At 56.7% G+C, this 20,183-nt stretch carries 30 protein-coding genes; 2 read left to right on the top strand and 28 right to left on the bottom strand.

The window, feature by feature from the left end:
- Nucleotides 1–100 precede the first annotated feature (100 nt).
- The gene (locus HX814_RS17965) at nucleotides 101–1,009 is read left to right on the top strand and encodes a LysR family transcriptional regulator (protein WP_177008886.1); all 909 of its coding nucleotides are present in this window, start codon (nucleotides 101–103) and stop codon (nucleotides 1,007–1,009) included.
- Nucleotides 1,010–1,100: 91 nt separating this feature from the next.
- On the opposite strand, the gene HX814_RS17960 is transcribed toward HX814_RS17965, so the two are convergent.
- Together HX814_RS17960 and HX814_RS17955 are read right to left on the bottom strand one after the other, a co-directional pair.
- A complete protein-coding gene (locus tag HX814_RS17960) occupies nucleotides 1,101–1,619 on the bottom strand; it encodes a single-stranded DNA-binding protein (protein WP_003210042.1) in 519 nt (172 codons plus the stop codon).
- 9 nt (nucleotides 1,620–1,628) lie between these two features.
- Nucleotides 1,629–3,023: an MFS transporter gene (locus tag HX814_RS17955; RefSeq protein WP_003210044.1), complete on the bottom strand. Its 1,395-nt coding sequence runs from the start codon at nucleotides 3,021–3,023 to the stop codon at nucleotides 1,629–1,631.
- 178 nt (nucleotides 3,024–3,201) lie between these two features.
- On the opposite strand from HX814_RS17955, the gene uvrA reads away from it, so the two are divergent.
- The gene (gene uvrA, locus HX814_RS17950) at nucleotides 3,202–6,036 is read left to right on the top strand and encodes an excinuclease ABC subunit UvrA (protein ID WP_003210046.1); all 2,835 of its coding nucleotides are present in this window, start codon (nucleotides 3,202–3,204) and stop codon (nucleotides 6,034–6,036) included.
- Between the two features lie 68 nt (nucleotides 6,037–6,104).
- Here the strand turns inward: uvrA and bfr are convergent, their stop codons facing one another.
- The 26 genes from bfr to rplB all read right to left on the bottom strand — a co-directional run bounded on the left by bfr (nucleotide 6,105) and on the right by rplB (nucleotide 20,169).
- Nucleotides 6,105–6,569, bottom strand: coding sequence for a bacterioferritin (gene bfr / locus HX814_RS17945; protein ID WP_003210048.1), 465 nt, complete (start codon nucleotides 6,567–6,569; stop codon nucleotides 6,105–6,107).
- A 155-nt stretch (nucleotides 6,570–6,724) separates the two neighbouring features.
- A complete protein-coding gene (locus HX814_RS17940; RefSeq protein ID WP_177008887.1) occupies nucleotides 6,725–8,173 on the bottom strand; it encodes a catalase in 1,449 nt (482 codons plus the stop codon).
- A gap of 247 nt (nucleotides 8,174–8,420) precedes the next feature.
- The gene (gene rplQ, locus HX814_RS17935) at nucleotides 8,421–8,807 is read right to left on the bottom strand and encodes a 50S ribosomal protein L17 (protein WP_003210053.1); all 387 of its coding nucleotides are present in this window, start codon (nucleotides 8,805–8,807) and stop codon (nucleotides 8,421–8,423) included.
- Nucleotides 8,808–8,848: 41 nt separating this feature from the next.
- A complete protein-coding gene (rpoA, locus tag HX814_RS17930) occupies nucleotides 8,849–9,850 on the bottom strand; it encodes a DNA-directed RNA polymerase subunit alpha (RefSeq protein ID WP_003176403.1) in 1,002 nt (333 codons plus the stop codon).
- A 22-nt stretch (nucleotides 9,851–9,872) separates the two neighbouring features.
- Nucleotides 9,873–10,493 carry a 30S ribosomal protein S4 gene (gene rpsD / locus HX814_RS17925; protein ID WP_003210056.1) on the bottom strand — a complete coding sequence of 207 codons (621 nt, stop codon included), beginning with the start codon at nucleotides 10,491–10,493 and terminating at the stop codon, nucleotides 9,873–9,875.
- A gap of 18 nt (nucleotides 10,494–10,511) precedes the next feature.
- A complete protein-coding gene (gene rpsK, locus HX814_RS17920) occupies nucleotides 10,512–10,901 on the bottom strand; it encodes a 30S ribosomal protein S11 (protein WP_002555466.1) in 390 nt (129 codons plus the stop codon).
- A gap of 30 nt (nucleotides 10,902–10,931) precedes the next feature.
- Entirely contained in the window at nucleotides 10,932–11,288 is a 357-nt protein-coding gene (gene rpsM, locus HX814_RS17915) for a 30S ribosomal protein S13 (protein ID WP_003210063.1), read from the bottom strand.
- Nucleotides 11,289–11,417: 129 nt separating this feature from the next.
- Nucleotides 11,418–11,534: a 50S ribosomal protein L36 gene (gene rpmJ / locus HX814_RS17910; RefSeq protein WP_002555468.1), complete on the bottom strand. Its 117-nt coding sequence runs from the start codon at nucleotides 11,532–11,534 to the stop codon at nucleotides 11,418–11,420.
- Between the two features lie 27 nt (nucleotides 11,535–11,561).
- A complete protein-coding gene (secY, locus tag HX814_RS17905; RefSeq protein WP_003210064.1) occupies nucleotides 11,562–12,890 on the bottom strand; it encodes a preprotein translocase subunit SecY in 1,329 nt (442 codons plus the stop codon).
- Nucleotides 12,891–13,328, bottom strand: coding sequence for a 50S ribosomal protein L15 (rplO, locus tag HX814_RS17900; RefSeq protein ID WP_003210066.1), 438 nt, complete (start codon nucleotides 13,326–13,328; stop codon nucleotides 12,891–12,893). It lies immediately after the preceding gene.
- A 4-nt stretch (nucleotides 13,329–13,332) separates the two neighbouring features.
- On the bottom strand, nucleotides 13,333–13,509 hold the full coding sequence (rpmD, locus tag HX814_RS17895) for a 50S ribosomal protein L30 (protein WP_003186033.1): 177 nt from the start codon (nucleotides 13,507–13,509) through the stop codon (nucleotides 13,333–13,335).
- A 2-nt stretch (nucleotides 13,510–13,511) separates the two neighbouring features.
- A complete protein-coding gene (rpsE, locus tag HX814_RS17890) occupies nucleotides 13,512–14,012 on the bottom strand; it encodes a 30S ribosomal protein S5 (protein ID WP_003186035.1) in 501 nt (166 codons plus the stop codon).
- 3 nt (nucleotides 14,013–14,015) lie between these two features.
- Nucleotides 14,016–14,366: a 50S ribosomal protein L18 gene (gene rplR / locus HX814_RS17885; RefSeq protein ID WP_003186037.1), complete on the bottom strand. Its 351-nt coding sequence runs from the start codon at nucleotides 14,364–14,366 to the stop codon at nucleotides 14,016–14,018.
- Nucleotides 14,367–14,376: 10 nt separating this feature from the next.
- Nucleotides 14,377–14,910 (bottom strand): 50S ribosomal protein L6, encoded by a 534-nt coding sequence (gene rplF / locus HX814_RS17880; protein ID WP_003176412.1) that lies wholly within the window; start codon nucleotides 14,908–14,910, stop codon nucleotides 14,377–14,379.
- A 12-nt stretch (nucleotides 14,911–14,922) separates the two neighbouring features.
- The gene (rpsH, locus tag HX814_RS17875; protein ID WP_003186040.1) at nucleotides 14,923–15,315 is read right to left on the bottom strand and encodes a 30S ribosomal protein S8; all 393 of its coding nucleotides are present in this window, start codon (nucleotides 15,313–15,315) and stop codon (nucleotides 14,923–14,925) included.
- Nucleotides 15,316–15,523: 208 nt separating this feature from the next.
- Nucleotides 15,524–15,829: a 30S ribosomal protein S14 gene (gene rpsN, locus HX814_RS17870; protein ID WP_003176414.1), complete on the bottom strand. Its 306-nt coding sequence runs from the start codon at nucleotides 15,827–15,829 to the stop codon at nucleotides 15,524–15,526.
- A gap of 13 nt (nucleotides 15,830–15,842) precedes the next feature.
- Entirely contained in the window at nucleotides 15,843–16,382 is a 540-nt protein-coding gene (gene rplE / locus HX814_RS17865; RefSeq protein WP_003210069.1) for a 50S ribosomal protein L5, read from the bottom strand.
- A gap of 20 nt (nucleotides 16,383–16,402) precedes the next feature.
- Nucleotides 16,403–16,717: a 50S ribosomal protein L24 gene (gene rplX / locus HX814_RS17860; protein ID WP_003210072.1), complete on the bottom strand. Its 315-nt coding sequence runs from the start codon at nucleotides 16,715–16,717 to the stop codon at nucleotides 16,403–16,405.
- Between the two features lie 11 nt (nucleotides 16,718–16,728).
- Nucleotides 16,729–17,097, bottom strand: coding sequence for a 50S ribosomal protein L14 (rplN, locus tag HX814_RS17855; RefSeq protein WP_002555479.1), 369 nt, complete (start codon nucleotides 17,095–17,097; stop codon nucleotides 16,729–16,731).
- Between the two features lie 23 nt (nucleotides 17,098–17,120).
- Nucleotides 17,121–17,387: a 30S ribosomal protein S17 gene (rpsQ, locus tag HX814_RS17850; protein ID WP_003176419.1), complete on the bottom strand. Its 267-nt coding sequence runs from the start codon at nucleotides 17,385–17,387 to the stop codon at nucleotides 17,121–17,123.
- Between the two features lie 2 nt (nucleotides 17,388–17,389).
- Nucleotides 17,390–17,581, bottom strand: coding sequence for a 50S ribosomal protein L29 (gene rpmC / locus HX814_RS17845; RefSeq protein WP_002555481.1), 192 nt, complete (start codon nucleotides 17,579–17,581; stop codon nucleotides 17,390–17,392).
- The gene (gene rplP / locus HX814_RS17840; protein ID WP_003210075.1) at nucleotides 17,581–17,994 is read right to left on the bottom strand and encodes a 50S ribosomal protein L16; all 414 of its coding nucleotides are present in this window, start codon (nucleotides 17,992–17,994) and stop codon (nucleotides 17,581–17,583) included. The genes rpmC and rplP overlap by 1 nt, the downstream gene beginning before the upstream one ends.
- A 12-nt stretch (nucleotides 17,995–18,006) precedes the next feature.
- Entirely contained in the window at nucleotides 18,007–18,693 is a 687-nt protein-coding gene (gene rpsC, locus HX814_RS17835) for a 30S ribosomal protein S3 (RefSeq protein WP_003176422.1), read from the bottom strand.
- Between the two features lie 13 nt (nucleotides 18,694–18,706).
- Entirely contained in the window at nucleotides 18,707–19,039 is a 333-nt protein-coding gene (gene rplV, locus HX814_RS17830) for a 50S ribosomal protein L22 (RefSeq protein ID WP_003210077.1), read from the bottom strand.
- Between the two features lie 13 nt (nucleotides 19,040–19,052).
- On the bottom strand, nucleotides 19,053–19,328 hold the full coding sequence (gene rpsS, locus HX814_RS17825; protein WP_002555486.1) for a 30S ribosomal protein S19: 276 nt from the start codon (nucleotides 19,326–19,328) through the stop codon (nucleotides 19,053–19,055).
- Between the two features lie 16 nt (nucleotides 19,329–19,344).
- Nucleotides 19,345–20,169, bottom strand: a complete 825-nt coding sequence (gene rplB, locus HX814_RS17820; RefSeq protein WP_003210080.1) for a 50S ribosomal protein L2 — start codon at nucleotides 20,167–20,169, stop codon at nucleotides 19,345–19,347.
- Between the last annotated feature and the right edge of the window lie 14 nt (nucleotides 20,170–20,183).

The raw sequence follows: 20,183 nt of genomic DNA, 5'->3' as shown, positions 1-20,183 counted from the left end.
GGCATTCCTTCTTCTGTGAGGAGTGAGGACAGCCTAAATCTTGTGATCCATGAGAACAAATGCCACGATTGATCATCTCCCATACCTGAAAAGTATCCCTATGCTGGAACTCAGGCAGCTCAGGGCCTTCGTCGCGATTGCCGAAGAAGGCTATATCACTCGCGCGGCAGAACGTCTGGGCATGCAGCAACCGCCGCTGACCCGCCTGTTGCAAAGTCTTGAAGCCGAGTTGGGTGTGGTGCTGATGGAGCGCCTGCCACGAGGCGTGCGCCCGACCACTGCGGGGCTGGCCTTGCTGGAAGAGGCGCGGCATATCTTGGCCAGCGTCGATGGTGTGGCCGACATTGTGCGCCGCGCTGCCCGAGGTGAACGCGGACGCCTGGCGATTGGTTTCACCAGCTCTGCCGCCTTGCATCCGTTTGTGCCCAGCGTACTGCGCCTGTTTCGGGAAACCTTTGTCGGCGTTTCAGTGGTACTGGAAGAAGCCGGTACCGGTGAACTGCTGGACGCGTTGCTGCACGAAAAGCTCGACGCGGCGTTCATTCGCTCGCCGCTGAGCGGGACGCAGGCGTTGCAGGACCAGCCAATTCTGGTAGAGCCAATGTTGCTGGCGCTGCCTACCGATCATCCACTGGCTATCAACCCGTCGACGCCGCTGCCATTGGCGGCATTGGCCACCGAGGCGTTTGTGCTGTATCGCCGTCGGGTGGGGCTTGGGTTGTATGACGCGATTCTGGTGGCGTGTCGAGAAGCGGGTTTCAGCCCGCAGGTTGTGCAAGAGGCGCCGCGCATGACGGCGACATTGAGCCTGGTGGCTGCGGGGCTTGGGGTTTCGATTGTGCCTGCCTCAATGCAACGGTTGCGGGGCGACGGGATTGTTTATCGCGAGCTTTCGGAGTGCCGGAGCCTGGTGGCGCCGTTGCATTTGGCAACGCGGGTGGGTGATACGTCGTCGGTATTGGAGAGGTTTCGGGAGTTGGTGGTGAGCGCCGCTTCTACTGACGTTTAGCGGATTGCCGTGTCCGCAATGAAAAACCCCCGGGGCCAAGGCCACCGGGGGTTTTCTGGTGTTACGCGACAGTTCGGGGTCTCAAGCGACCTTAGAACGGAATATCGTCATCAAAGCTGTCGAAGTCGGCTGCCGGCTGAGGAGCGGCCTGCTGTGGCGCTGGACGCGACTCACGCTGTGGCTGCTGGGTTGGCTGCGGACGGGACTGCTGCTGTGGACGCGGCGCCGAGTTGGACATGCCGCCCTGGCCCTGTTGGTCGCCCTGTGGACGGCCGCCCAGCAGTTGCATGGTGCCTTGCATGTCGACCACGATTTCAGTGGTGTAACGCTTGATGCCGTCTTTTTCCCACTCGCGGGTTTGCAGCTTGCCTTCGATGTAGACCTGCGAACCTTTGCGCAGGTATTCACCGGCGATCTCTGCAACCTTGCCGAACATCGACACACGGTGCCATTCGGTTTTCTCGACCTTCTGGCCGGTTTGCTTGTCGGTCCACTGCTCGCTGGTCGCCAGACTCAGGTTGGTCACGGCGTTACCGTTCGGCAAGTAGCGAACTTCGGGATCCTGGCCGCATGTACCGACCAATATGACTTTGTTAACCCCACGGGCCATAACGTTCTCCTAGGCTGGGCGCGCTGTCGGCACTGGGTTGACCAGTTGCTCGAGCGTCGCGCGATCCAATAATTCGGTGTCCAATTTGATGTAGATGGCGGCTTCTTCAGTAACAACCACAGCATCCGTAACCCCAACAACGGCCTTAAGGCGCTCGACCAGACCGGCTTCGCGGATCGCTTCGGGCGATAACGGCAAGCGCAGGCTCGTCACATAGGGAGGTTCGCGCATGGTAACAGCAAAGGCTAGCCAGAGGGCAGCCAGACCTGCGCATCCCAGGAACACAACCGACAAACCGCCATGCTGGAACATCCAGCCGCCCATGATCCCGCCCAGTGCAGAACCGAGGAACTGGCTGGTGGAATACACGCCCATCGCCGTGCCTTTGCCGCCGGCCGGTGAAACCTTACTGATCAGCGAAGGCAGTGAAGCCTCCAGCAGGTTGAACGCGGTGAAGAACACCACCGTGCCGATCACCAGCGCCCGCAGGCTGTCGCCGAACTGCCAGAAGAATAGCTCAGTGAGCATCAATGTCGCGACGGCGCCCAGCAGAACTCGTTTCATTTTGCGTTTCTTCTCGCCGTAGATGATGAACGGGATCATGGCGAAGAACGAAATCAGCAGCGCGGTCAGGTACACCCACCAGTGCTGCTCCTTGGGCAGCCCGGCTTTTTGTACCAGGGCCAGGGGCAAGGCGACGAAGCTGCACATCAGCATTGCGTGCAATACGAAGATACCCAAATCCAGGCGCAACAGGTCCGGGTGCTTGAGTGTCGGCAGCAATGCCTGCTTGGCGACGCCCGACTCACGGTGCTGCAACGGCCCCGTGGAATGCGGAACCATGAAGGCTACGATCACGATGCCGAACAGCGCCATGCCACCCGTCGCCAGGAACAGGCCGTGCAAGCCGAACGCGCGGGTCAGCAGCGGGCCAACTACCATCGCCACGGCGAACGAAAGACCGATGGTCATGCCGATCATCGCCATGGCCTTGGTACGGTGTTGTTCGCGGGTCAGGTCGGAGAGCAGTGCCATGACGGCGGCGGAAATCGCGCCGGCGCCTTGCAGGACGCGTCCGGCGATCACGCCCCAGATAGAGTCGGCATTGGCCGCAAGCACACTGCCCAGGGCGAAGACGATCAGGCCGAGGTAGATCACCGGCCGGCGGCCGATGCGGTCGGAAATGACGCCGAACGGAATCTGAAACAGCGCCTGGGTCAGGCCATAGGCGCCAATCGCCAGGCCGATCAGGGCCGGGGTCGCTCCTGCGAGATCCATTCCATAGGTCGCCAGCACCGGCAACACCATAAACATGCCAAGCATACGGAATGCGAACACCAGGGCCAGACCGCTTGCTGCGCGGGTCTCGCTGCCACTCATGCGTTCGCTGTGGGGATCGTGCATGGATAAACCTCGTGTGAACCGGCGGCGATTCTACCAGTCCCATCGATTGAGAGGGTATATGCGGCGCTTTGCCGCGCAGCTTTCATGTAAGGCTGCACCCGGCACTTTGACAGTGTATATTCATCCAGTCTTTAGCCGTATACTCCTGCATTATTTACGCCCGCCGTGCGAGGCCATCTTGGACAAGATCCTGATTCGTGGGGCTCGAACCCACAACCTGAAGAACATCGACCTGACCCTGCCACGGGACAAACTGATCGTCATCACCGGCTTGTCCGGGTCCGGCAAGTCGTCCCTGGCGTTTGACACGCTGTACGCCGAAGGCCAGCGCCGCTACGTGGAATCCCTGTCGGCCTATGCCCGCCAGTTCCTGTCGATGATGGAAAAGCCCGACGTCGACACCATTGAAGGCCTGTCGCCTGCGATTTCCATCGAACAGAAATCCACCTCCCACAACCCGCGTTCCACCGTGGGCACCATCACCGAGATCTACGACTACCTGCGCCTGCTGTATGCCCGCGTGGGTATTCCCCGCTGCCCGGACCACGACATTCCCCTGGAAGCCCAGACCGTCAGCCAGATGGTCGACCTGGTGCTGGCCCAGCCGGAGGGCGCCAAGCTGATGCTGCTGGCACCGGTGATTCGCGAGCGCAAGGGTGAACACCTTTCGGTCTTTGAAGAACTGCGTGCCCAGGGTTTCGTGCGTGCCCGCATCAACGGCAAGCTCTACGAGCTGGACGAAGCGCCGAAGCTGGATAAACAGAAGAAGCACTCGATTGATGTGGTCGTCGACCGTTTCAAGGTGCGTGCCGATTTGCAGCAGCGCCTGGCGGAGTCTTTCGAGACCGCGCTGAAGCTGGCAGACGGTATCGCCCTGGTGGCGCCGATGGACGACGAACCCGGGGAAGAAATTATCTTCTCCGCGCGCTTCGCCTGCCCGATCTGCGGCCATGCCATCAGCGAGCTGGAACCGAAGCTGTTTTCCTTCAACAACCCGGCCGGCGCTTGCCCGACCTGTGATGGCCTGGGGGTTAAGCAATTCTTCGACATCAAGCGCCTGGTCAACGGTGACCTCACACTGGCGGAGGGTGCGATACGTGGCTGGGACAGGCGTAACGTCTATTACTTCCAGATGCTGGGGTCGTTGGCTTCGCACTACAAGTTCAGCCTGGAAGTGCCGTTCAACGAACTGCCCGCCGAACAGCAGAAATTCATCCTGCATGGCAGCGGCTCACAGAACGTCGACTTCAAGTATTTGAACGACCGTGGCGATATCGTCAAACGCTCGCACCCGTTCGAAGGCATCGTGCCGAACCTGGAGCGGCGCTACCGCGAGACGGAGTCCGCCAGCGTGCGCGAGGAGCTGGCCAAGTTCCTCAGCACCCAGCCTTGCCCGGATTGCCGTGGCACACGCCTGCGCCGTGAGGCGCGGCATGTGTGGGTTGGCGAGAAGACCCTGCCGGCAGTGACCAACCTGCCGATTGGCGATGCCTGCGAATACTTCGGCACGCTGAAACTGACGGGCCGCCGCGGGGAAATTGCCGACAAGATCCTCAAGGAGATTCGTGAACGGCTGCAGTTCCTGGTCAACGTGGGCCTGGACTACCTGTCGCTGGACCGCAGTGCCGACACGCTTTCCGGCGGTGAAGCCCAGCGGATTCGCTTGGCCAGCCAGATCGGTGCCGGCCTGGTGGGCGTGTTGTACATCCTCGATGAACCGTCGATTGGATTGCATCAACGGGACAACGACCGCTTGCTGGGCACGCTGAAGCACCTGCGGGACATCGGCAATACGGTGATCGTGGTCGAGCACGATGAAGACGCGATTCGCCTGGCCGATTATGTGGTCGATATCGGCCCGGGAGCGGGTGTTCACGGTGGGCATATTGTCGCCGAGGGCACGCCGGCTGAAGTGATGGCGCATCCTGACTCGCTGACCGGTAAGTACCTGTCGGGTCGCGTGAAGATCGCCGTGCCGGCCAAACGCACCCCGCGCAACAAGAAGATGGCACTGCACCTCAAGGGCGCGCGCGGCAACAACCTGCGCAATGTCGACCTGGAGATCCCGCTGGGCCTGCTGACCTGTGTGACCGGTGTATCCGGTTCGGGCAAATCAACGCTGATCAACAACACGCTGTTCCCGTTGAGTGCCACTGCACTGAACGGCGCGACCACCCTGGAAGCCGCCGCTCACGACAGCATCAAGGGCCTGGAACACCTGGACAAGGTGGTCGATATCGACCAAAGCCCGATTGGCCGCACACCGCGCTCCAACCCGGCGACCTACACCGGGCTGTTCACGCCGATTCGCGAGCTGTTCGCCGGCGTGCCGGAATCGCGCTCCCGTGGCTACGGGCCTGGCCGGTTCTCGTTCAACGTCAAGGGCGGCCGCTGCGAAGCGTGCCAGGGCGATGGCTTGATCAAGGTGGAGATGCACTTCCTGCCGGACATCTACGTGCCGTGCGACGTGTGCAAGAGCAAGCGCTACAACCGCGAAACCCTGGAGATCAAGTACAAGGGCAAGAGCATCCACGAAACCCTCGAGATGACGATCGAGGAAGCGCGGGTGTTCTTCGACGCGGTACCGGCCCTGGCGCGCAAGCTGCAGACACTGATGGATGTTGGCCTGTCGTACATCAAGCTGGGTCAGTCGGCGACGACGCTGTCGGGTGGCGAGGCCCAGCGGGTCAAGCTGTCTCGCGAGCTGTCCAAGCGTGATACCGGCAAGACGCTGTACATCCTCGACGAGCCGACCACAGGCCTGCACTTCGCGGATATTCAGCAATTGCTGGATGTGCTGCATCGCCTGCGTGACCACGGCAACACGGTGGTAGTGATCGAGCACAATCTGGATGTGATCAAGACCGCCGACTGGCTGGTGGACCTGGGCCCGGAAGGCGGTTCCAAAGGTGGGCAGATCATTGCGGTCGGCACACCGGAGCAAGTCTCGGAGATGAAGCAGTCTCACACCGGCTTCTACCTCAAGCCTCTGCTGGCTCGCGACAAGGACTGATTGTTCAGCCCCACGAAAAAGCCCCTGTCACCGTGTAAGTGACAGGGGCTTTTTAGTAGCTGGAGGAATCAGAACTGCGATTGCAGGTAATTCTCCAGGCCAATCAGCTTGATCAGGCCCAACTGCTTTTCCAGCCAGTAGGTGTGATCCTCTTCGGTGTCATTCAACTGCACCCGCAGGATTTCCCGCGTGACGTAGTCGTTGTGCTGCTCGCAGAGCTCAATGCCCTTGCAGAGCGCGGCACGGACCTTGTACTCAAGGCGCAAGTCGCTGGCGAGCATCTCAGGCACCGTGGTGCCGGTATCCAGGTCGTCGGGACGCATACGGGGCGTGCCTTCGAGCATCAGGATACGGCGCATCAGTGCGTCGGCGTGCTGTGCCTCTTCTTCCATTTCATGGTTGATACGCTCGTAGAGCTCGGTAAAGCCCCAGTCTTCGTACATCCGCGAGTGAATGAAATATTGGTCACGAGCTGCCAGTTCGCCCGTCAGCAACGTGTTGAGGTAATCGATTACGTCGGGGTGACCTTGCATCGCCCTACATCTCCCTGCTTGAAAGTCTGTAGTTTGAACCATGATGACCCGGAGGTCACGGGACCAACGGCAGAAAAGTGAAGATTTCCGGTGAAAAGTAGCTTAAATAACGCAAAAACCGCCCAAATGAGGGCGGTTCTGCTTATCGTTTAGAGTCAGTTAAGCGATACACCCAGTGCAGATGCGATCCCTTCTCCATAAGCCGAGTCGGCCTTGAAGAAGTACTGCAACTGGCGCTGCACCACGTCGCTGGAAACACCCGCCATTGCGCCGGCGATATTGTTGATCAGCAGGGCTTTCTGCTCATCGTTCATCAGGCGGAACAGCGCACCGGCATGGCTGTAGTAGTCGGTATCTTCGCGGTGATCGTAACGATCAGCCGCACCGCTCAGGGCCAAGGCTGGCTCGGCGTACTGAGGAGCCTGCTTCGGCGCATCGGCGTAGCTGTTTGGCTCGTAATTGGGGGCCGCACCACCATTGGAGCCGAATGCCATCGAACCATCACGCTGGTAGCTGTTGACCGGGCTGCGTGGCGCATTCACCGGCAGTTGCTGGTGATTGGTACCTACGCGGTAGCGATGGGCATCGGCGTAAGCGAACACGCGCCCTTGCAGCATGCGGTCTGGCGACAGGCCAACACCCGGGACCATGTTGCTTGGACCGAAAGCCGCCTGTTCAACTTCAGCAAAGTAGTTCAGCGGGTTGCGGTTCAGTTCCAGCTCACCCACTTCGATCAGCGGGAACTCTTTCTGCGACCAGGTCTTGGTCACGTCGAACGGGTTTTCGTAGTGAGCGTTGGCCTGGGCCTCAGTCATGATCTGAATGCACACGCGCCATTTCGGGAAGTCACCACGCTCAATAGCACCGAACAGATCGCGCTGAGCGTAATCAGGGTCGGTACCGGCCAGGCGTGCAGCGTCAGCCGGCGCCAGGTTCTTGATACCTTGCTTGGTCTTGTAGTGCCACTTCACCCAGTGACGCTCGCCTTTGGCGTTAATCAAGCTGTAGGTGTGACTGCCGAAGCCGTGCATGTGACGGTAGCCGTCCGGGATGCCACGGTCCGAAAACAGGATGGTGACCTGGTGCAGCGCCTCAGGGGAGTGCGACCAGAAGTCCCACATCATCTGTGCACTTTTCAGGTTGCTTTGCGGCAGGCGCTTTTGGGTGTGGATAAAGTCGGGAAACTTCAGCGGGTCGCGGATGAAGAACACCGGGGTGTTGTTACCAACGATGTCCCAGTTGCCTTCTTCGGTGTAGAACTTCAACGCGAAACCACGCGGGTCGCGCTCAGTATCAGCCGAACCACGCTCGCCACCCACCGTGGAGAAGCGCAGGAAAGTCGGAGTTTGCTTGCCCACAGAATCGAAGAGCTTGGCGCTGGTGTACTGCGTGATGTCTTGAGTGACGGTGAAGGTACCGTAAGCGCCCGAGCCTTTGGCGTGTACACGACGCTCAGGAATGTTTTCACGGTTGAAGTGAGCGAGCTTCTCGATCAGGTGAAAGTCGTCGAGCAGCAGCGGGCCGCGTGGGCCGGCGGAACGGGAATTCTGGTTATCCGCGACAGGTGCGCCGCTGGCGGTAGTAAGGGTTTTATTCTGGCTCATGCTCAATCTTCCTCAGGTCAGTCTTGGAACTGCCGGCTAATCGGCTTGGAGCGATTATTGATCAGGAAGATGACACCATCAAATTTATTAAATCATACCCACCGATAGAAATTAACTAACGATCCATCCGAACGGATATCAGAAGTAGCTGCACGGGCTGAACGTGTATTCGCTCGAGGTAATTCCAGTTTTGAACGCGCACAAAAAACCGGGCACTAGGCCCGGTTCTTCGTTACAGACTGACGTCTTACTCAGCGGATACAGCTTCACCGCCAACTGGACGATCGATCAGCTCAACGTACGCCATAGGCGCGTTGTCACCAGCGCGGAAACCGCACTTGAGGATGCGCAGGTAGCCACCCTCACGGGTAGCGTAACGCTTGCCCAGGTCGTTGAAGAGCTTACCAACGATAGCTTTCGAACGAGTACGGTCGAAAGCCAGACGGCGGTTAGCCAGGCTGTCTGTCTTGGCCAAAGTAATCAGCGGCTCAGCAACGCGACGCAGTTCTTTAGCTTTCGGCAGTGTAGTTTTGATCAGCTCGTGCTCGAACAGCGACACCGCCATGTTCTGGAACATAGCCTTACGGTGCGAGCTGGTACGGCTCAGGTGACGACCACTTTTACGATGACGCATGGTTCATTCCTTACCAAACTCACGTTCGGTGATTACGACGATCAGGCAGTCGCCTTGTCGTCCTTCTTAAGACTTGCAGGCGGCCAGTTGTCGAGGCGCATGCCGAGGGACAGACCGCGGGAGGCCAGAACGTCCTTGATTTCAGTCAAGGATTTCTTGCCCAGGTTCGGAGTCTTCAACAGTTCTACTTCGGTGCGCTGAATCAGATCACCGATGTAGTAAATGTTTTCCGCCTTAAGGCAGTTAGCCGAACGTACAGTCAGTTCCAGATCGTCAACCGGGCGAAGCAGGATCGGATCGATCTCGTCTTCCTGCTCGATTACCACTGGTTCGCTGTCACCCTTGAGGTCGACGAACGCAGCCAACTGCTGTTGCAGAATGGTTGCAGCGCGGCGGATAGCCTCTTCAGGATCCAGAGTACCGTTGGTTTCCAGATCAATAACCAGCTTGTCCAGGTTAGTACGCTGTTCGACACGGGCGTTTTCCACCACGTATGCGATACGGCGAACCGGGCTGAACGAAGAGTCGAGCTGCAAGCGACCAATGCTGCGGCTTTCGTCTTCATCGCTCTGACGCGAGTCGGCCGGTTCATAACCACGACCACGAGCTACGGTGAGCTTCATGTTCAGGGCGCCGTTAGACGCCAGGTTAGCGATTACGTGATCGGGATTAACGATCTCGACATCATGATCCAGCTGAATATCGGCAGCGGTAACCACCCCCGAACCCTTCTTCGACAAGGTCAGCGTAACTTCGTCACGGCCGTGCAGCTTGATAGCCAGACCTTTAAGGTTCAACAGGATTTCAATTACGTCTTCCTGTACACCTTCGATGGCGCTGTACTCGTGGAGCACACCGTCAATCTCGGCCTCGACTACTGCACAGCCGGGCATTGAGGACAACAGGATGCGGCGCAGCGCGTTGCCCAGGGTGTGGCCAAAACCACGCTCGAGAGGCTCGAGAGTGATCTTGGCGCGGGTTGGACTGACAACCTGCACATCAATGTGACGGGGTGTCAGGAACTCATTTACCGAAATCTGCATGGATGCACCTATTTTCTAGCCCTTACTTGGAGTAGAGCTCGACAATCAGGCTTTCGTTGATGTCGGCGGACAGATCACTGCGAGCAGGAACGTTCTTGAAAACGCCCGACTTCTTCTCAGTGTCTACTTCTACCCATTCTACGCGGCCACGTTGGGCACACAGATCGAGAGCTTGGACAATGCGAAGTTGATTTTTTGCTTTCTCGCGAATCGCGACCACGTCACCAGCACGAACCTGGTACGACGGGACGTTAACGGTTTGGCCGTTTACGCTGACGGATTTGTGCGATACCAGCTGACGGGATTCGGCACGAGTCGAACCAAAGCCCATACGGTATACAACGTTGTCCAGACGGCATTCGAGCAGTTGCAGCAGGTTTTCACCGGTTGCACCTTTCTTGCCAGCAGCTTCTTTGTAGTAGCCGCTGAACTGACGCTCGAGAACGCCGTAGATACGACGGACCTTCTGCTTTTCACGCAGTTGGGTGCCGTAGTCGGACTGGCGACCGCGGCGTTGGCCGTGGATACCAGGTGCTGCTTCAATGTTGCACTTCGATTCGATCGCGCGCACGCCGCTCTTCAGAAAGAGATCGGTGCCTTCACGACGAGCGAGTTTGCATTTTGGACCAATGTAACGAGCCATTCTTTACAATCTCCTGGATTACACGCGGCGCTTCTTCGGCGGACGGCACCCGTTGTGCGGGATTGGCGTCACGTCGGTGATGCTGGCGATCTTATAGCCACAGCCGTTCAATGCACGGACAGCAGACTCACGACCTGGACCTGGACCTTTGACGTTGACGTCGAGGTTTTTCAGGCCATATTCCAGCGCAGCTTGACCAGCACGTTCAGCAGCTACTTGAGCAGCAAACGGGGTGGACTTGCGGGAACCGCGGAAACCCGAACCACCGGAGGTAGCCCAAGAAAGCGCGTTACCTTGACGGTCGGTGATGGTCACGATTGTGTTGTTAAAAGATGCATGGATGTGGGCGATGCCATCAACCACTGTCTTTTTAACTTTTTTACGAGGACGAGCAGCAGGTTTTGCCATGATTAATTTCCTGTCGATTCGCGTGGGCGATTACTTGCGGATCGGCTTACGCGGACCTTTACGGGTACGCGCGTTAGTCTTGGTACGCTGACCGCGTACTGGAAGACCACGACGATGACGCAGACCACGGTAGCAACCGAGGTCCATCAAACGCTTGATTTTCATGTTGATTTCGCGACGCAGGTCACCTTCAGTGGTGAACTTCGCCACTTCGCCACGCAACAGCTCAATCTGCTCGTCGCTCAGATCCTTGATCTTTGCGGCTGGGTTTACCCCAGTGTCTGCGCAAATTTTCTGCGCAGTAGTGCGACCAACACCATAGATGTAGGTCAGCGAGATAACAGTGTGCTTGTTATCTGGAATGTTAACGCCTGCAATACGGGCCATTCAGTGGGACTCCAATTGACAGCTACCTACGCCCCGGAAGCCAAGAAATAGGGCGCGAGATAATATCGCTGTAATAACAAATAATCAACCCGGCAGCGCACTAGCTGCCGGGCTTCAAGCGGATCACACTCAGCCTTGGCGCTGTTTGTGACGCGGTTCCGCGCTGCAAATTACTCGAACAACACCTTCGCGGCGAATAATCTTGCAGTTACGGCACAGCTTTTTCACCGATGCACGAACTTTCATCACCAACTCCTCGAACCTTATGGGTACTCAGCGCAACATGCCGCTGCCGTAACCCTTCAGGTTGGCTTTCTTCATCAGGGATTCGTACTGGTGCGAAACGAGGTGCGATTGTACTTGGGACATGAAGTCCATCACAACCACGACGACGATCAGCAACGAGGTCCCGCCAAGGTAGAACGGAACGTTTGCTGCAACCACCAGGAACTGGGGCAACAGGCAGACGGCCGTCATATATAGAGCACCGAACATGGTCAAGCGAGTCAGAACGCCATCAATGTAGCGCGCAGACTGCTCACCTGGACGAATACCCGGAATAAAGGCACCGGACTTCTTCAGGTTTTCCGCTACGTCTTTCGGATTGAACATCAACGCCGTATAGAAGAAGCAGAAGAAAATAATCCCTGCACTAAACAGCAGAATATTCAACGGCTGACCAGGAGCGATCGACTGCGAGATGTCCTGCAACCAGCCCATACCTTCAGACTGACCGAACCAGGCACCCAACGAAGCCGGAAACAGCAAAATGCTGCTCGCGAAAATGGCAGGAATAACCCCGGCCATGTTCACTTTCAGCGGCAGGTGGCTGGTCTGCGCGGCAAAGACCTTGCGGCCCTGCTGACGCTTGGCGTAGTGAACAGCAATACGACGCTGGCCACGCTCAATGAACACCACAAAACCGATAATCGCTACTGCCAACAAACCGATGGCAACCAGGGCGAAGATATTGATATCACCCTGACGTGCAGACTCGAAAGACTGCCCAATCGCTCTCGGAAGACCGGCAACGATACCTGCGAAAATCAACATCGAGATACCGTTACCAACACCACGCTCAGTAATCTGCTCACCCAGCCACATCATGAACATCGCACCAGCCACAAATGTGGATACCGCGACGAAATGGAAGCCAAAGTCACCAGTGAACGCAACACCCTGCCCGGCCAGGCCAACGGACATGCCGATAGCCTGGACCAGGGCGAGGATGACAGTGCCGTAGCGGGTGTACTGGCTTATCTTGCGACGGCCAGCTTCACCTTCCTTCTTCAACTGCTCCAACTGCGGACTGACGGCGGTCATCAGTTGCATGATGATCGATGCCGAGATGTACGGCATGATCCCCAGTGCAAAGATGCTCATCCGTTCCAGCGCGCCGCCGGAAAACATGTTGAACAAGCTAAGAATGGTCCCCTCATTCTGTCGAAACAGGTCTGCGAGTCGGTCCGGGTTGATACCTGGAACCGGGATGTGTGCGCCTATTCGGTAGACGATAATCGCCAGGAACAGAAAACGCAGACGAGCCCAAAGTTCAGACATACCGCCTTTGCCGAGCGCTGAGAGAGCACCTTGCTTAGCCATTTATTCCTCGAACTTGCCGCCAGCTGCTTCGATAGCCGAACGCGCACCTTTGGTGGCGCCGATTCCCTTGCCGATAGTGACAGCGCGAGTCACTTCACCGGACAGCATGATTTTCACACGCTGTACGTTGACGTTGATCACGTTGGCATCTTTCAGGGTCTGCACGGTAACGATGTCGCCTTCCACTTTGGCCAGCTCGGACAGACGCACTTCTGCGCGGTCCATGGCTTTCAGGGAAACGAAACCGAACTTCGGCAGGCGACGATGCAGCGGCTGTTGACCGCCTTCAAAGCCTGGAGCGATGGTGCCACCGGAGCGGGAGGACTGACCTTTGTGGCCACGGCCACCGGTCTTGCCCAAACCACTACCGATACCACGGCCCGGACGATGCTTTTCGCGACGGGAACCCGGCGCTGGACTCAGATCATTGAGTTTCATCGAATTAACCCTCGACACGCAGCATGTAGTAAGCCTTGTTGATCATCCCGCGATTCTCGGGAGTATCAAGTACTTCTACAGTGTGACCGATGCGACGCAGACCCAAACCCTTAACGCACAATTTGTGGTTAGGGATGCGGCCGGTCATGCTTTTGATCAGCGTTACTTTAACGGTAGCCATGATCAGAAGATCTCCTTGACGCTTTTGCCACGCTTGGCGGCAATGGATTCAGGAGACTGCATTGCTTTCAAACCCTTGAAAGTGGCGTGAACCACGTTCACCGGGTTAGTCGAGCCGTAGCACTTGGCCAGAACGTTCTGAACGCCAGCAACTTCGAGGACAGCACGCATAGCGCCGCCAGCGATGATACCGGTACCTTCAGAGGCAGGCTGCATGTACACCTTCGAAGCGCCGTGAGCGGACTTCATTGCGTACTGCAGAGTAGTGCCGTTCAGATCAACTTGGATCATGTTGCGACGAGCAGCTTCCATTGCCTTCTGGATCGCAGCAGGCACTTCACGTGACTTGCCACGGCCGAAGCCAACGCGCCCTTTACCATCACCTACCACGGTCAACGCGGTGAAAGTGAAGATACGGCCGCCTTTAACGGTTTTGGCTACGCGGTTAACTTGAACCAGCTTCTCAATGTAGCCTTCGTCGCGCTTTTGGTCGTTATTTGACATAACTTAGAACTCCAGCCCAGCTTCACGAGCAGCATCAGCCAGCGCTTTCACGCGGCCGTGGTACTTGAAGCCAGAGCGGTCGAAAGCCACTTGCGAGACGCCGGCGGCCTTAGCACGCGTAGCGACCAGCTGGCCAACCTTAGTGGCCGCGTCGATGTTGCCAGTGGCACCATCACGCAGTTCTTTATCCAAAGTCGAGGCGCTTGCCAGGACTTTGTTGCCGTCGGCCGAGATGACCTGGGCGTAGATGTGCTGCGACGAGCGGAACACGCAGAGACGCACGACTTCGAGTTCGTGCATTTTCAGGCGTGCTTTGCGAGCGCGACGCAGTCGAGTAACTTTTTTGTCGGTCATTTGCTATGCCCTACTTCTTCTTGGCTTCTTTACGACGGACGACTTCGTCCGCGTAGCGCACACCTTTGCCTTTGTACGGCTCTGGTGGACGGAAGTCGCGGATCTCAGCGGCCACCTGACCTACCAGCTGCTTATCAATACCCTTGATCAGGATATCGGTTTGGCTAGGGGTCTCAGCGGTGATGCCTTCCGGCAGTTCGTAATCCACTGGGTGCGAGAAGCCAAGGGCCAGGTTCAGAACCGTGCCTTTTGCTTGCGCTTTGTAACCAACACCGACCAGCTGGAGCTTGCGCTCGAAGCCTTGGCTTACGCCTTGGACCATGTTGTTTACCAACGCACGAGTGGTACCGGCCATTGCGCGAGTTTGTTGATCGCCATTGCGAGCAGCGAAACGCAGCTCACCAGCTTCTTCAACGATCTCAACGGACGAATGGATGTTCAGTTCCAGAGTGCCCTTGGCACCCTTCACCGAAAGCTGTTGGCCTGCGAATTTTACTTCGACACCGGCTGGCAGCTTAACGGGGTTCTTAGCGACGCGTGACATGCTTATCCCCCCTTAGAACACAGTGCAAAGAACTTCGCCGCCGACACCGGCAGCGCGCGCAGCACGATCCGTCATCACACCTTTGTTGGTGGAGACGATAGACACACCGAGACCGCCACGAACTTTTGGCAGATCATCAACGGACTTGTACTGACGCAGGCCTGGACGGCTAACGCGCTTCACTTCTTCGATGACCGGACGGCCTTCGAAGTACTTCAGCTCGATGGACAGCAGTGGTTTGATTTCGCTGCTGATCTGATAACCCGCAATGTAGCCTTCGTCTTTCAGGACTTTGGCAACAGCAACCTTCAACGTGGAAGATGGCATGCTTACGACGGACTTTTCAGCCATCTGGGCATTACGGATACGAGTTAGCATGTCCGCTAACGGGTCCTGCATACTCATGGCTAGACGCTCCTAATACAAAAAAATTAGCCTTGCGGCCATTACGTGTCGCCGAGAATCTCCGAGCACAAAACACACGGGCTCAGGCGAGCCGCGTATTTTAGACACACTCCGGAAATGAAACAAGCCCCAAAAGGGGCTTGTTCCAGATTCTAGGCCACCGGCGGTCAGTATCTTGCGATCCTGACCACCGAGACTTCGAAAGTACTTACCAGCTGGCTTTAACCAGACCTGGTACGTCACCACGCATTGCCGCTTCACGCAGTTTGTTACGGCCGAGGCCGAACTTGCGGTAAACGCCGTGTGGACGACCGGTCAGGCGGCAGCGGTTACGCATGCGCGAAGCGCTTGCGTCACGTGGCTGCTTCTGCAGAGCAACTGTAGCTTCCCAACGTGCTTCTGGACTTGCGTTCAGATCAACGATGATTGCTTTCAGTGCTGCACGCTTCTTGGCGTACTTGGCAACCGTGAGCTGACGTTTCAGCTCGCGGTTTTTCATGCTCATCTTGGCCATGGTCCTACTCCAATCAGTTGCGGAACGGGAATTTGAACGCACGCAGCAGAGCGCGGCCTTCATCATCGTTCTTGGCAGTGGTGGTCAGGGTGATGTCCAGACCGCGGAGAGCATCGATCTTGTCGTAGTCGATTTCCGGGAAGATGATCTGCTCTTTAACGCCCATGCTGTAGTTACCACGACCATCGAAGGACTTGGCATTCAGGCCGCGGAAGTCGCGGACCCGAGGCAGGGAGATCGACAGCAGACGATCCAGGAATTCGTACATACGCTCACGGCGCAGAGTCACTTTGACGCCGATCGGCCATCCTTCACGGACTTTAAAGCCAGCGATGGATTTACGAGCGTAGGTCACAACGACTTTTTGGCCGGTGATCTTTTCCAGGTCAGCAACAGCGTGCTCGATGACTTTTTTGTCGCCGATCGCTTCGCCCAGACCCATGTTCAGGGTGATTTTGGTAACGCGCGGAACTTCCATCACGTTCGAAAGCTTAAGTTCTTCCTTAAGTTTCGGTGCGATTTCCTTCCGGTAAATCTCTTTTAGTCGTGCCATGGTCTTCTACCTAGCAGTGTTCAAGCATCAACCGCTTTTTGGGTCGACTTGAAGACACGAATTTTCTTACCTTCTTCTACTTTGAAACCAACGCGGTCAGCCTTGTTGGTTTCGCCGTTGAAGATGGCGACGTTAGAAGCGTGCAGTGGCGCTTCTTTCTCGACGATACCGCCTTGTACGCCCGACATCGGGTTAGGCTTGGTATGACGCTTGACCAGGTTCAGACCACTAACGACCAGACGGTCATCAGCAAGAACCTTCAGCACCTTACCGCGCTTACCTTTGTCTTTGCCGGCGATCACGATGATCTCGTCGTCACGACGAATCTTTTGCATGTCGGATCTCCTTACAGCACTTCTGGGGCGAGCGAGACGATCTTCATGAACTTCTCAGTACGAAGTTCACGGGTCACTGGCCCAAAGATACGGGTGCCGATCGGCTCTTGCTTGTTGTTCAGAAGAACAGCAGCGTTGCCATCAAAGCGGATAATGGAGCCATCTGCACGGCGTACGCCGTGACGAGTGCGGACTACAACAGCAGTCATCACTTGGCCTTTTTTCACTTTACCGCGAGGAATTGCTTCCTTCACGGTAACTTTGATGATGTCACCGATACCAGCGTAACGACGATGGGAGCCACCCAGCACCTTGATGCACATAACACGGCGTGCGCCGCTGTTATCGGCCACATCGAGCATGGATTGAGTCTGAATCATATAATTTCTCCGACCCCTAGTCCTTAGACTTCCACAGCGCGTTCGAGAACATCAACCAGGGCCCAAGACTTGGTCTTGGCCAACGGACGAGTTTCACGAATAGTGACTTTGTCGCCGATGTGGCACTGGTTGGTTTCGTCGTGCGCGTGCAGCTTAGTCGAACGCTTAACGTATTTACCGTAGATCGGGTGCTTAACGCGACGCTCGATCAAAACGGTGATGGTTTTGTCCATCTTGTCGCTGACAACACGGCCAGTCAGCGTACGGACAGTCTTTTCGGCTTCAGCCATGATCACTTACCTGCCTGCTGGTTGAGCACAGTCTTCACGCGAGCAATGTCACGCTTAACTTGCGAGAGCAGATGAGACTGCCCCAACTGGCCAGTTGCTTTCTGCATACGCAGATTGAACTGGTCGCGCAGCAGGCCGAGCAGTTGCTCGTTCAGCTGCTGTGCGGATTTTTCACGAAGTTCATTCGCTTTCATCACATCACCGTCCGTTTAACAAAGGAGGTGGCGAGCGGCAGCTTTGCAGCAGCCAGGGCGAAAGCCTCACGCGCCAGCTCTTCAGTAACACCCTCGATTTCATACAGGACTTTGCCTGGCTGAATCTGGGCAACCCAATATTCCACGTTACCCTTACCTTTACCCATCCGAACTTCGAGGGGCTTTTTGGAGATAGGCTTGTCCGGGAATACACGGATCCAGATCTTGCCGCCACGTTTAACGTGACGGGTCAGTGCACGACGCGCTGACTCGATCTGACGAGCGGTGAGACGACCACGAGCTACAGACTTCAGCGCATATTCGCCGAAGCTGACTTTGCTACCGCGCTGAGCCAGACCACGATTGTGGCCTGTCATCTGCTTGCGGAACTTCGTACGCTTTGGTTGCAACATTTGGCGTACCCCTTACTTAGCAGCTTTTTTACGAGGCGCTGGTGCTTGTGGTTTCAGTTCTTCTTGGCGACCACCAATTACTTCGCCTTTGAAGATCCAAACCTTTACACCGATCACACCGTAGGTGGTGTGAGCTTCGTAGTTGGCATAGTCGATGTCGGCACGCAGGGTGTGCAGTGGCACACGACCTTCGCGATACCATTCAGTACGTGCGATTTCAGCACCGCCGAGACGACCGCTCACTTGGATTTTGATGCCTTTGGCACCAATGCGCATGGCGTTCTGTACTGCGCGCTTCATAGCGCGACGGAACATTACGCGACGCTCCAGCTGCTGAGCTACGCTCTGCGCAACCAGCATACCGTCGAGCTCCGGCTTGCGGATCTCTTCGATATTGATGTGCACAGGCACACCCATTTGCTTGGTCAGGTCCTGACGCAGTTTCTCAACATCTTCACCTTTCTTCCCGATAACGATACCTGGACGAGCGGTGTGGATGGTGATACGTGCAGTTTGAGCAGGACGATGGATATCGATACGGCTCACGGACGCGCTTTTTAGTTTGTCTTGGAGATACTCACGCACCTTCAGATCAGCGAACAAGTAGTCCGCATAAGTCCGACCGTCTGCGTACCAGACGGAGGTGTGCTCCTTGACGATTCCCAGGCGAATGCCAATGGGATGTACTTTCTGACCCATCTCTTCGACTCCGTTACTTGTCAGCAACCTTGACAGTGATATGGCAAGACCGCTTGACGATGCGATCAGCTCGGCCTTTGGCACGAGGCATGATGCGCTTCAGCGAACGCCCTTCGTTGACGAAAACGGTGCTGACCTTCAGGTCATCAACGTCTGCGCCTTCGTTGTGCTCGGCGTTGGCTACGGCCGACTCCAGCACTTTCTTGATGATCTCGGCGGCTTTCTTACTGCTGAAAGCCAACAGGTTGAGCGCTTCGCCCACCTTCTTCCCGCGGATCTGGTCGGCGACCAAGCGGGCTTTCTGGGCGGAGATTCGAGCGCCCGACAACTTAGCGGCTACTTCCATCGTTCCTTACCCCTTAACGCTTGGCTTTCTTGTCTGCCACGTGCCCACGATATGTGCGGGTACCGGCAAACTCGCCTAGTTTGTGGCCGACCATGTCTTCGTTCACGAGAACTGGAACATGTTGACGACCGTTATGCACTGCGATGGTCAGACCGACCATTTGTGGCAGGATCATCGAACGACGCGACCAAGTTTTCACCGGTTTGCGATCGTTCTTTTCCGCCGCCACTTCGATCTTCTTCAGTAGGTGAAGATCAATAAAAGGACCTTTTTTCAGAGAACGTGGCACTGTCGTATCCCTCTATTTACTTGCGACGACGGACGATCATTTTGTCGGTACGCTTATTACCACGAGTCTTCGCGCCCTTAGTCGGGAAGCCCCATGGCGATACCGGATGACGACCACCAGAGGTACGACCTTCACCACCACCGTGTGGGTGGTCAACCGGGTTCATGGCAACACCACGAACGGTTGGGCGAACGCCACGCCAGCGTTTGGCACCAGCTTTACCCAGCGAACGCAGGCTGTGCTCGGAGTTCGAGACTTCGCCCAGGGTCGCACGGCATTCAGCCAATACTTTACGCATTTCACCAGAGCGCAGACGCAGGGTCACGTAGACACCTTCACGAGCGATCAGCTGAGCCGAAGCACCAGCGGAACGAGCGATTTGCGCGCCTTTACCCGGCTTCAATTCGATGCCGTGTACGGTGCTACCAACTGGAATGTTGCGCAGTTGCAGAGCGTTGCCCGGCTTGATCGGTGCCAAAGCACCTGCGATCAGCTGGTCACCAGCACTCACGCCTTTAGGGGCGATGATGTAGCGACGCTCGCCATCTGCGTACAGCAGCAGAGCGATGTGAGCAGTACGGTTTGGATCGTATTCGATACGCTCGACAGTGGCAGCGATGCCATCTTTGTCGTTGCGACGGAAGTCGACCAGACGATAATGCTGCTTATGGCCACCACCGATGTGACGAGTGGTAATACGACCATTGTTGTTACGACCACCAGTCTTCGATTTCTTCTCGAGCAGCGGTGCGTGAGGAGCGCCTTTATGCAGCTCCTGGTTGACCACCTTGACCACAAAACGGCGGCCAGGGGAAGTCGGTTTGCATTTAACGATTGCCATGATGCACCCCTTCC

The sequence above is a fragment of the Pseudomonas sp. C8002 genome (assembly GCF_013385765.1).
GTDB lineage: Bacteria > Pseudomonadota > Gammaproteobacteria > Pseudomonadales > Pseudomonadaceae > Aquipseudomonas.
This window is presented reverse-complemented; position numbering and strand designations above follow the sequence as displayed.

Excerpts from the sequence above, each read along its gene's own strand:
- rplQ (WP_003210053.1), bottom strand. The coding sequence starts at position 8,807 with ATGCGTCATCGTAAAAGTGGTCGTCACCTGAGCCGTACCAGCTCGCAC.
- HX814_RS17960 (WP_003210042.1), bottom strand. The coding sequence starts at position 1,619 with ATGGCCCGTGGGGTTAACAAAGTCATATTGGTCGGTACATGCGGCCAG.
- HX814_RS17940 (WP_177008887.1), bottom strand. The coding sequence starts at position 8,173 with ATGAGCCAGAATAAAACCCTTACTACCGCCAGCGGCGCACCTGTCGCG.
- secY (WP_003210064.1), bottom strand. The coding sequence starts at position 12,890 with ATGGCTAAGCAAGGTGCTCTCTCAGCGCTCGGCAAAGGCGGTATGTCT.
- rplV (WP_003210077.1), bottom strand. The coding sequence starts at position 19,039 with ATGGAAGTAGCCGCTAAGTTGTCGGGCGCTCGAATCTCCGCCCAGAAA.
- rplN (WP_002555479.1), bottom strand. The coding sequence starts at position 17,097 with ATGATTCAGACTCAATCCATGCTCGATGTGGCCGATAACAGCGGCGCA.
- rplF (WP_003176412.1), bottom strand. The coding sequence starts at position 14,910 with ATGTCACGCGTCGCTAAGAACCCCGTTAAGCTGCCAGCCGGTGTCGAA.
- rplE (WP_003210069.1), bottom strand. The coding sequence starts at position 16,382 with ATGGCACGACTAAAAGAGATTTACCGGAAGGAAATCGCACCGAAACTT.
- rpsE (WP_003186035.1), bottom strand. The coding sequence starts at position 14,012 with ATGTCAAATAACGACCAAAAGCGCGACGAAGGCTACATTGAGAAGCTG.
- rplO (WP_003210066.1), bottom strand. The coding sequence starts at position 13,328 with ATGAAACTCAATGATCTGAGTCCAGCGCCGGGTTCCCGTCGCGAAAAG.
- HX814_RS17955 (WP_003210044.1), bottom strand. The coding sequence starts at position 3,023 with ATGCACGATCCCCACAGCGAACGCATGAGTGGCAGCGAGACCCGCGCA.
- rpsN (WP_003176414.1), bottom strand. The coding sequence starts at position 15,829 with ATGGCCAAGATGAGCATGAAAAACCGCGAGCTGAAACGTCAGCTCACG.
- rpmJ (WP_002555468.1), bottom strand. The coding sequence starts at position 11,534 with ATGAAAGTTCGTGCATCGGTGAAAAAGCTGTGCCGTAACTGCAAGATT.
- bfr (WP_003210048.1), bottom strand. The coding sequence starts at position 6,569 with ATGCAAGGTCACCCCGACGTAATCGATTACCTCAACACGTTGCTGACG.
- rpsM (WP_003210063.1), bottom strand. The coding sequence starts at position 11,288 with ATGGCCCGTATTGCAGGCGTTAACATTCCAGATAACAAGCACACTGTT.
- rpsD (WP_003210056.1), bottom strand. The coding sequence starts at position 10,493 with ATGGCTCGTTACATTGGTCCAAAATGCAAACTCGCTCGTCGTGAAGGC.
- rplB (WP_003210080.1), bottom strand. The coding sequence starts at position 20,169 with ATGGCAATCGTTAAATGCAAACCGACTTCCCCTGGCCGCCGTTTTGTG.
- rpsC (WP_003176422.1), bottom strand. The coding sequence starts at position 18,693 with ATGGGTCAGAAAGTACATCCCATTGGCATTCGCCTGGGAATCGTCAAG.
- rpoA (WP_003176403.1), bottom strand. The coding sequence starts at position 9,850 with ATGCAGATTTCGGTAAATGAGTTCCTGACACCCCGTCACATTGATGTG.
- rpsK (WP_002555466.1), bottom strand. The coding sequence starts at position 10,901 with ATGGCAAAACCTGCTGCTCGTCCTCGTAAAAAAGTTAAAAAGACAGTG.
- rplR (WP_003186037.1), bottom strand. The coding sequence starts at position 14,366 with ATGACCGACAAAAAAGTTACTCGACTGCGTCGCGCTCGCAAAGCACGC.
- rplX (WP_003210072.1), bottom strand. The coding sequence starts at position 16,717 with ATGCAAAAGATTCGTCGTGACGACGAGATCATCGTGATCGCCGGCAAA.
- rpmC (WP_002555481.1), bottom strand. The coding sequence starts at position 17,581 with ATGAAAGCGAATGAACTTCGTGAAAAATCCGCACAGCAGCTGAACGAG.
- rplP (WP_003210075.1), bottom strand. The coding sequence starts at position 17,994 with ATGTTGCAACCAAAGCGTACGAAGTTCCGCAAGCAGATGACAGGCCAC.
- rpsH (WP_003186040.1), bottom strand. The coding sequence starts at position 15,315 with ATGAGTATGCAGGACCCGTTAGCGGACATGCTAACTCGTATCCGTAAT.
- rpmD (WP_003186033.1), bottom strand. The coding sequence starts at position 13,509 with ATGGCTACCGTTAAAGTAACGCTGATCAAAAGCATGACCGGCCGCATC.
- rpsQ (WP_003176419.1), bottom strand. The coding sequence starts at position 17,387 with ATGGCTGAAGCCGAAAAGACTGTCCGTACGCTGACTGGCCGTGTTGTC.
- HX814_RS17965 (WP_177008886.1), top strand. The coding sequence starts at position 101 with ATGCTGGAACTCAGGCAGCTCAGGGCCTTCGTCGCGATTGCCGAAGAA.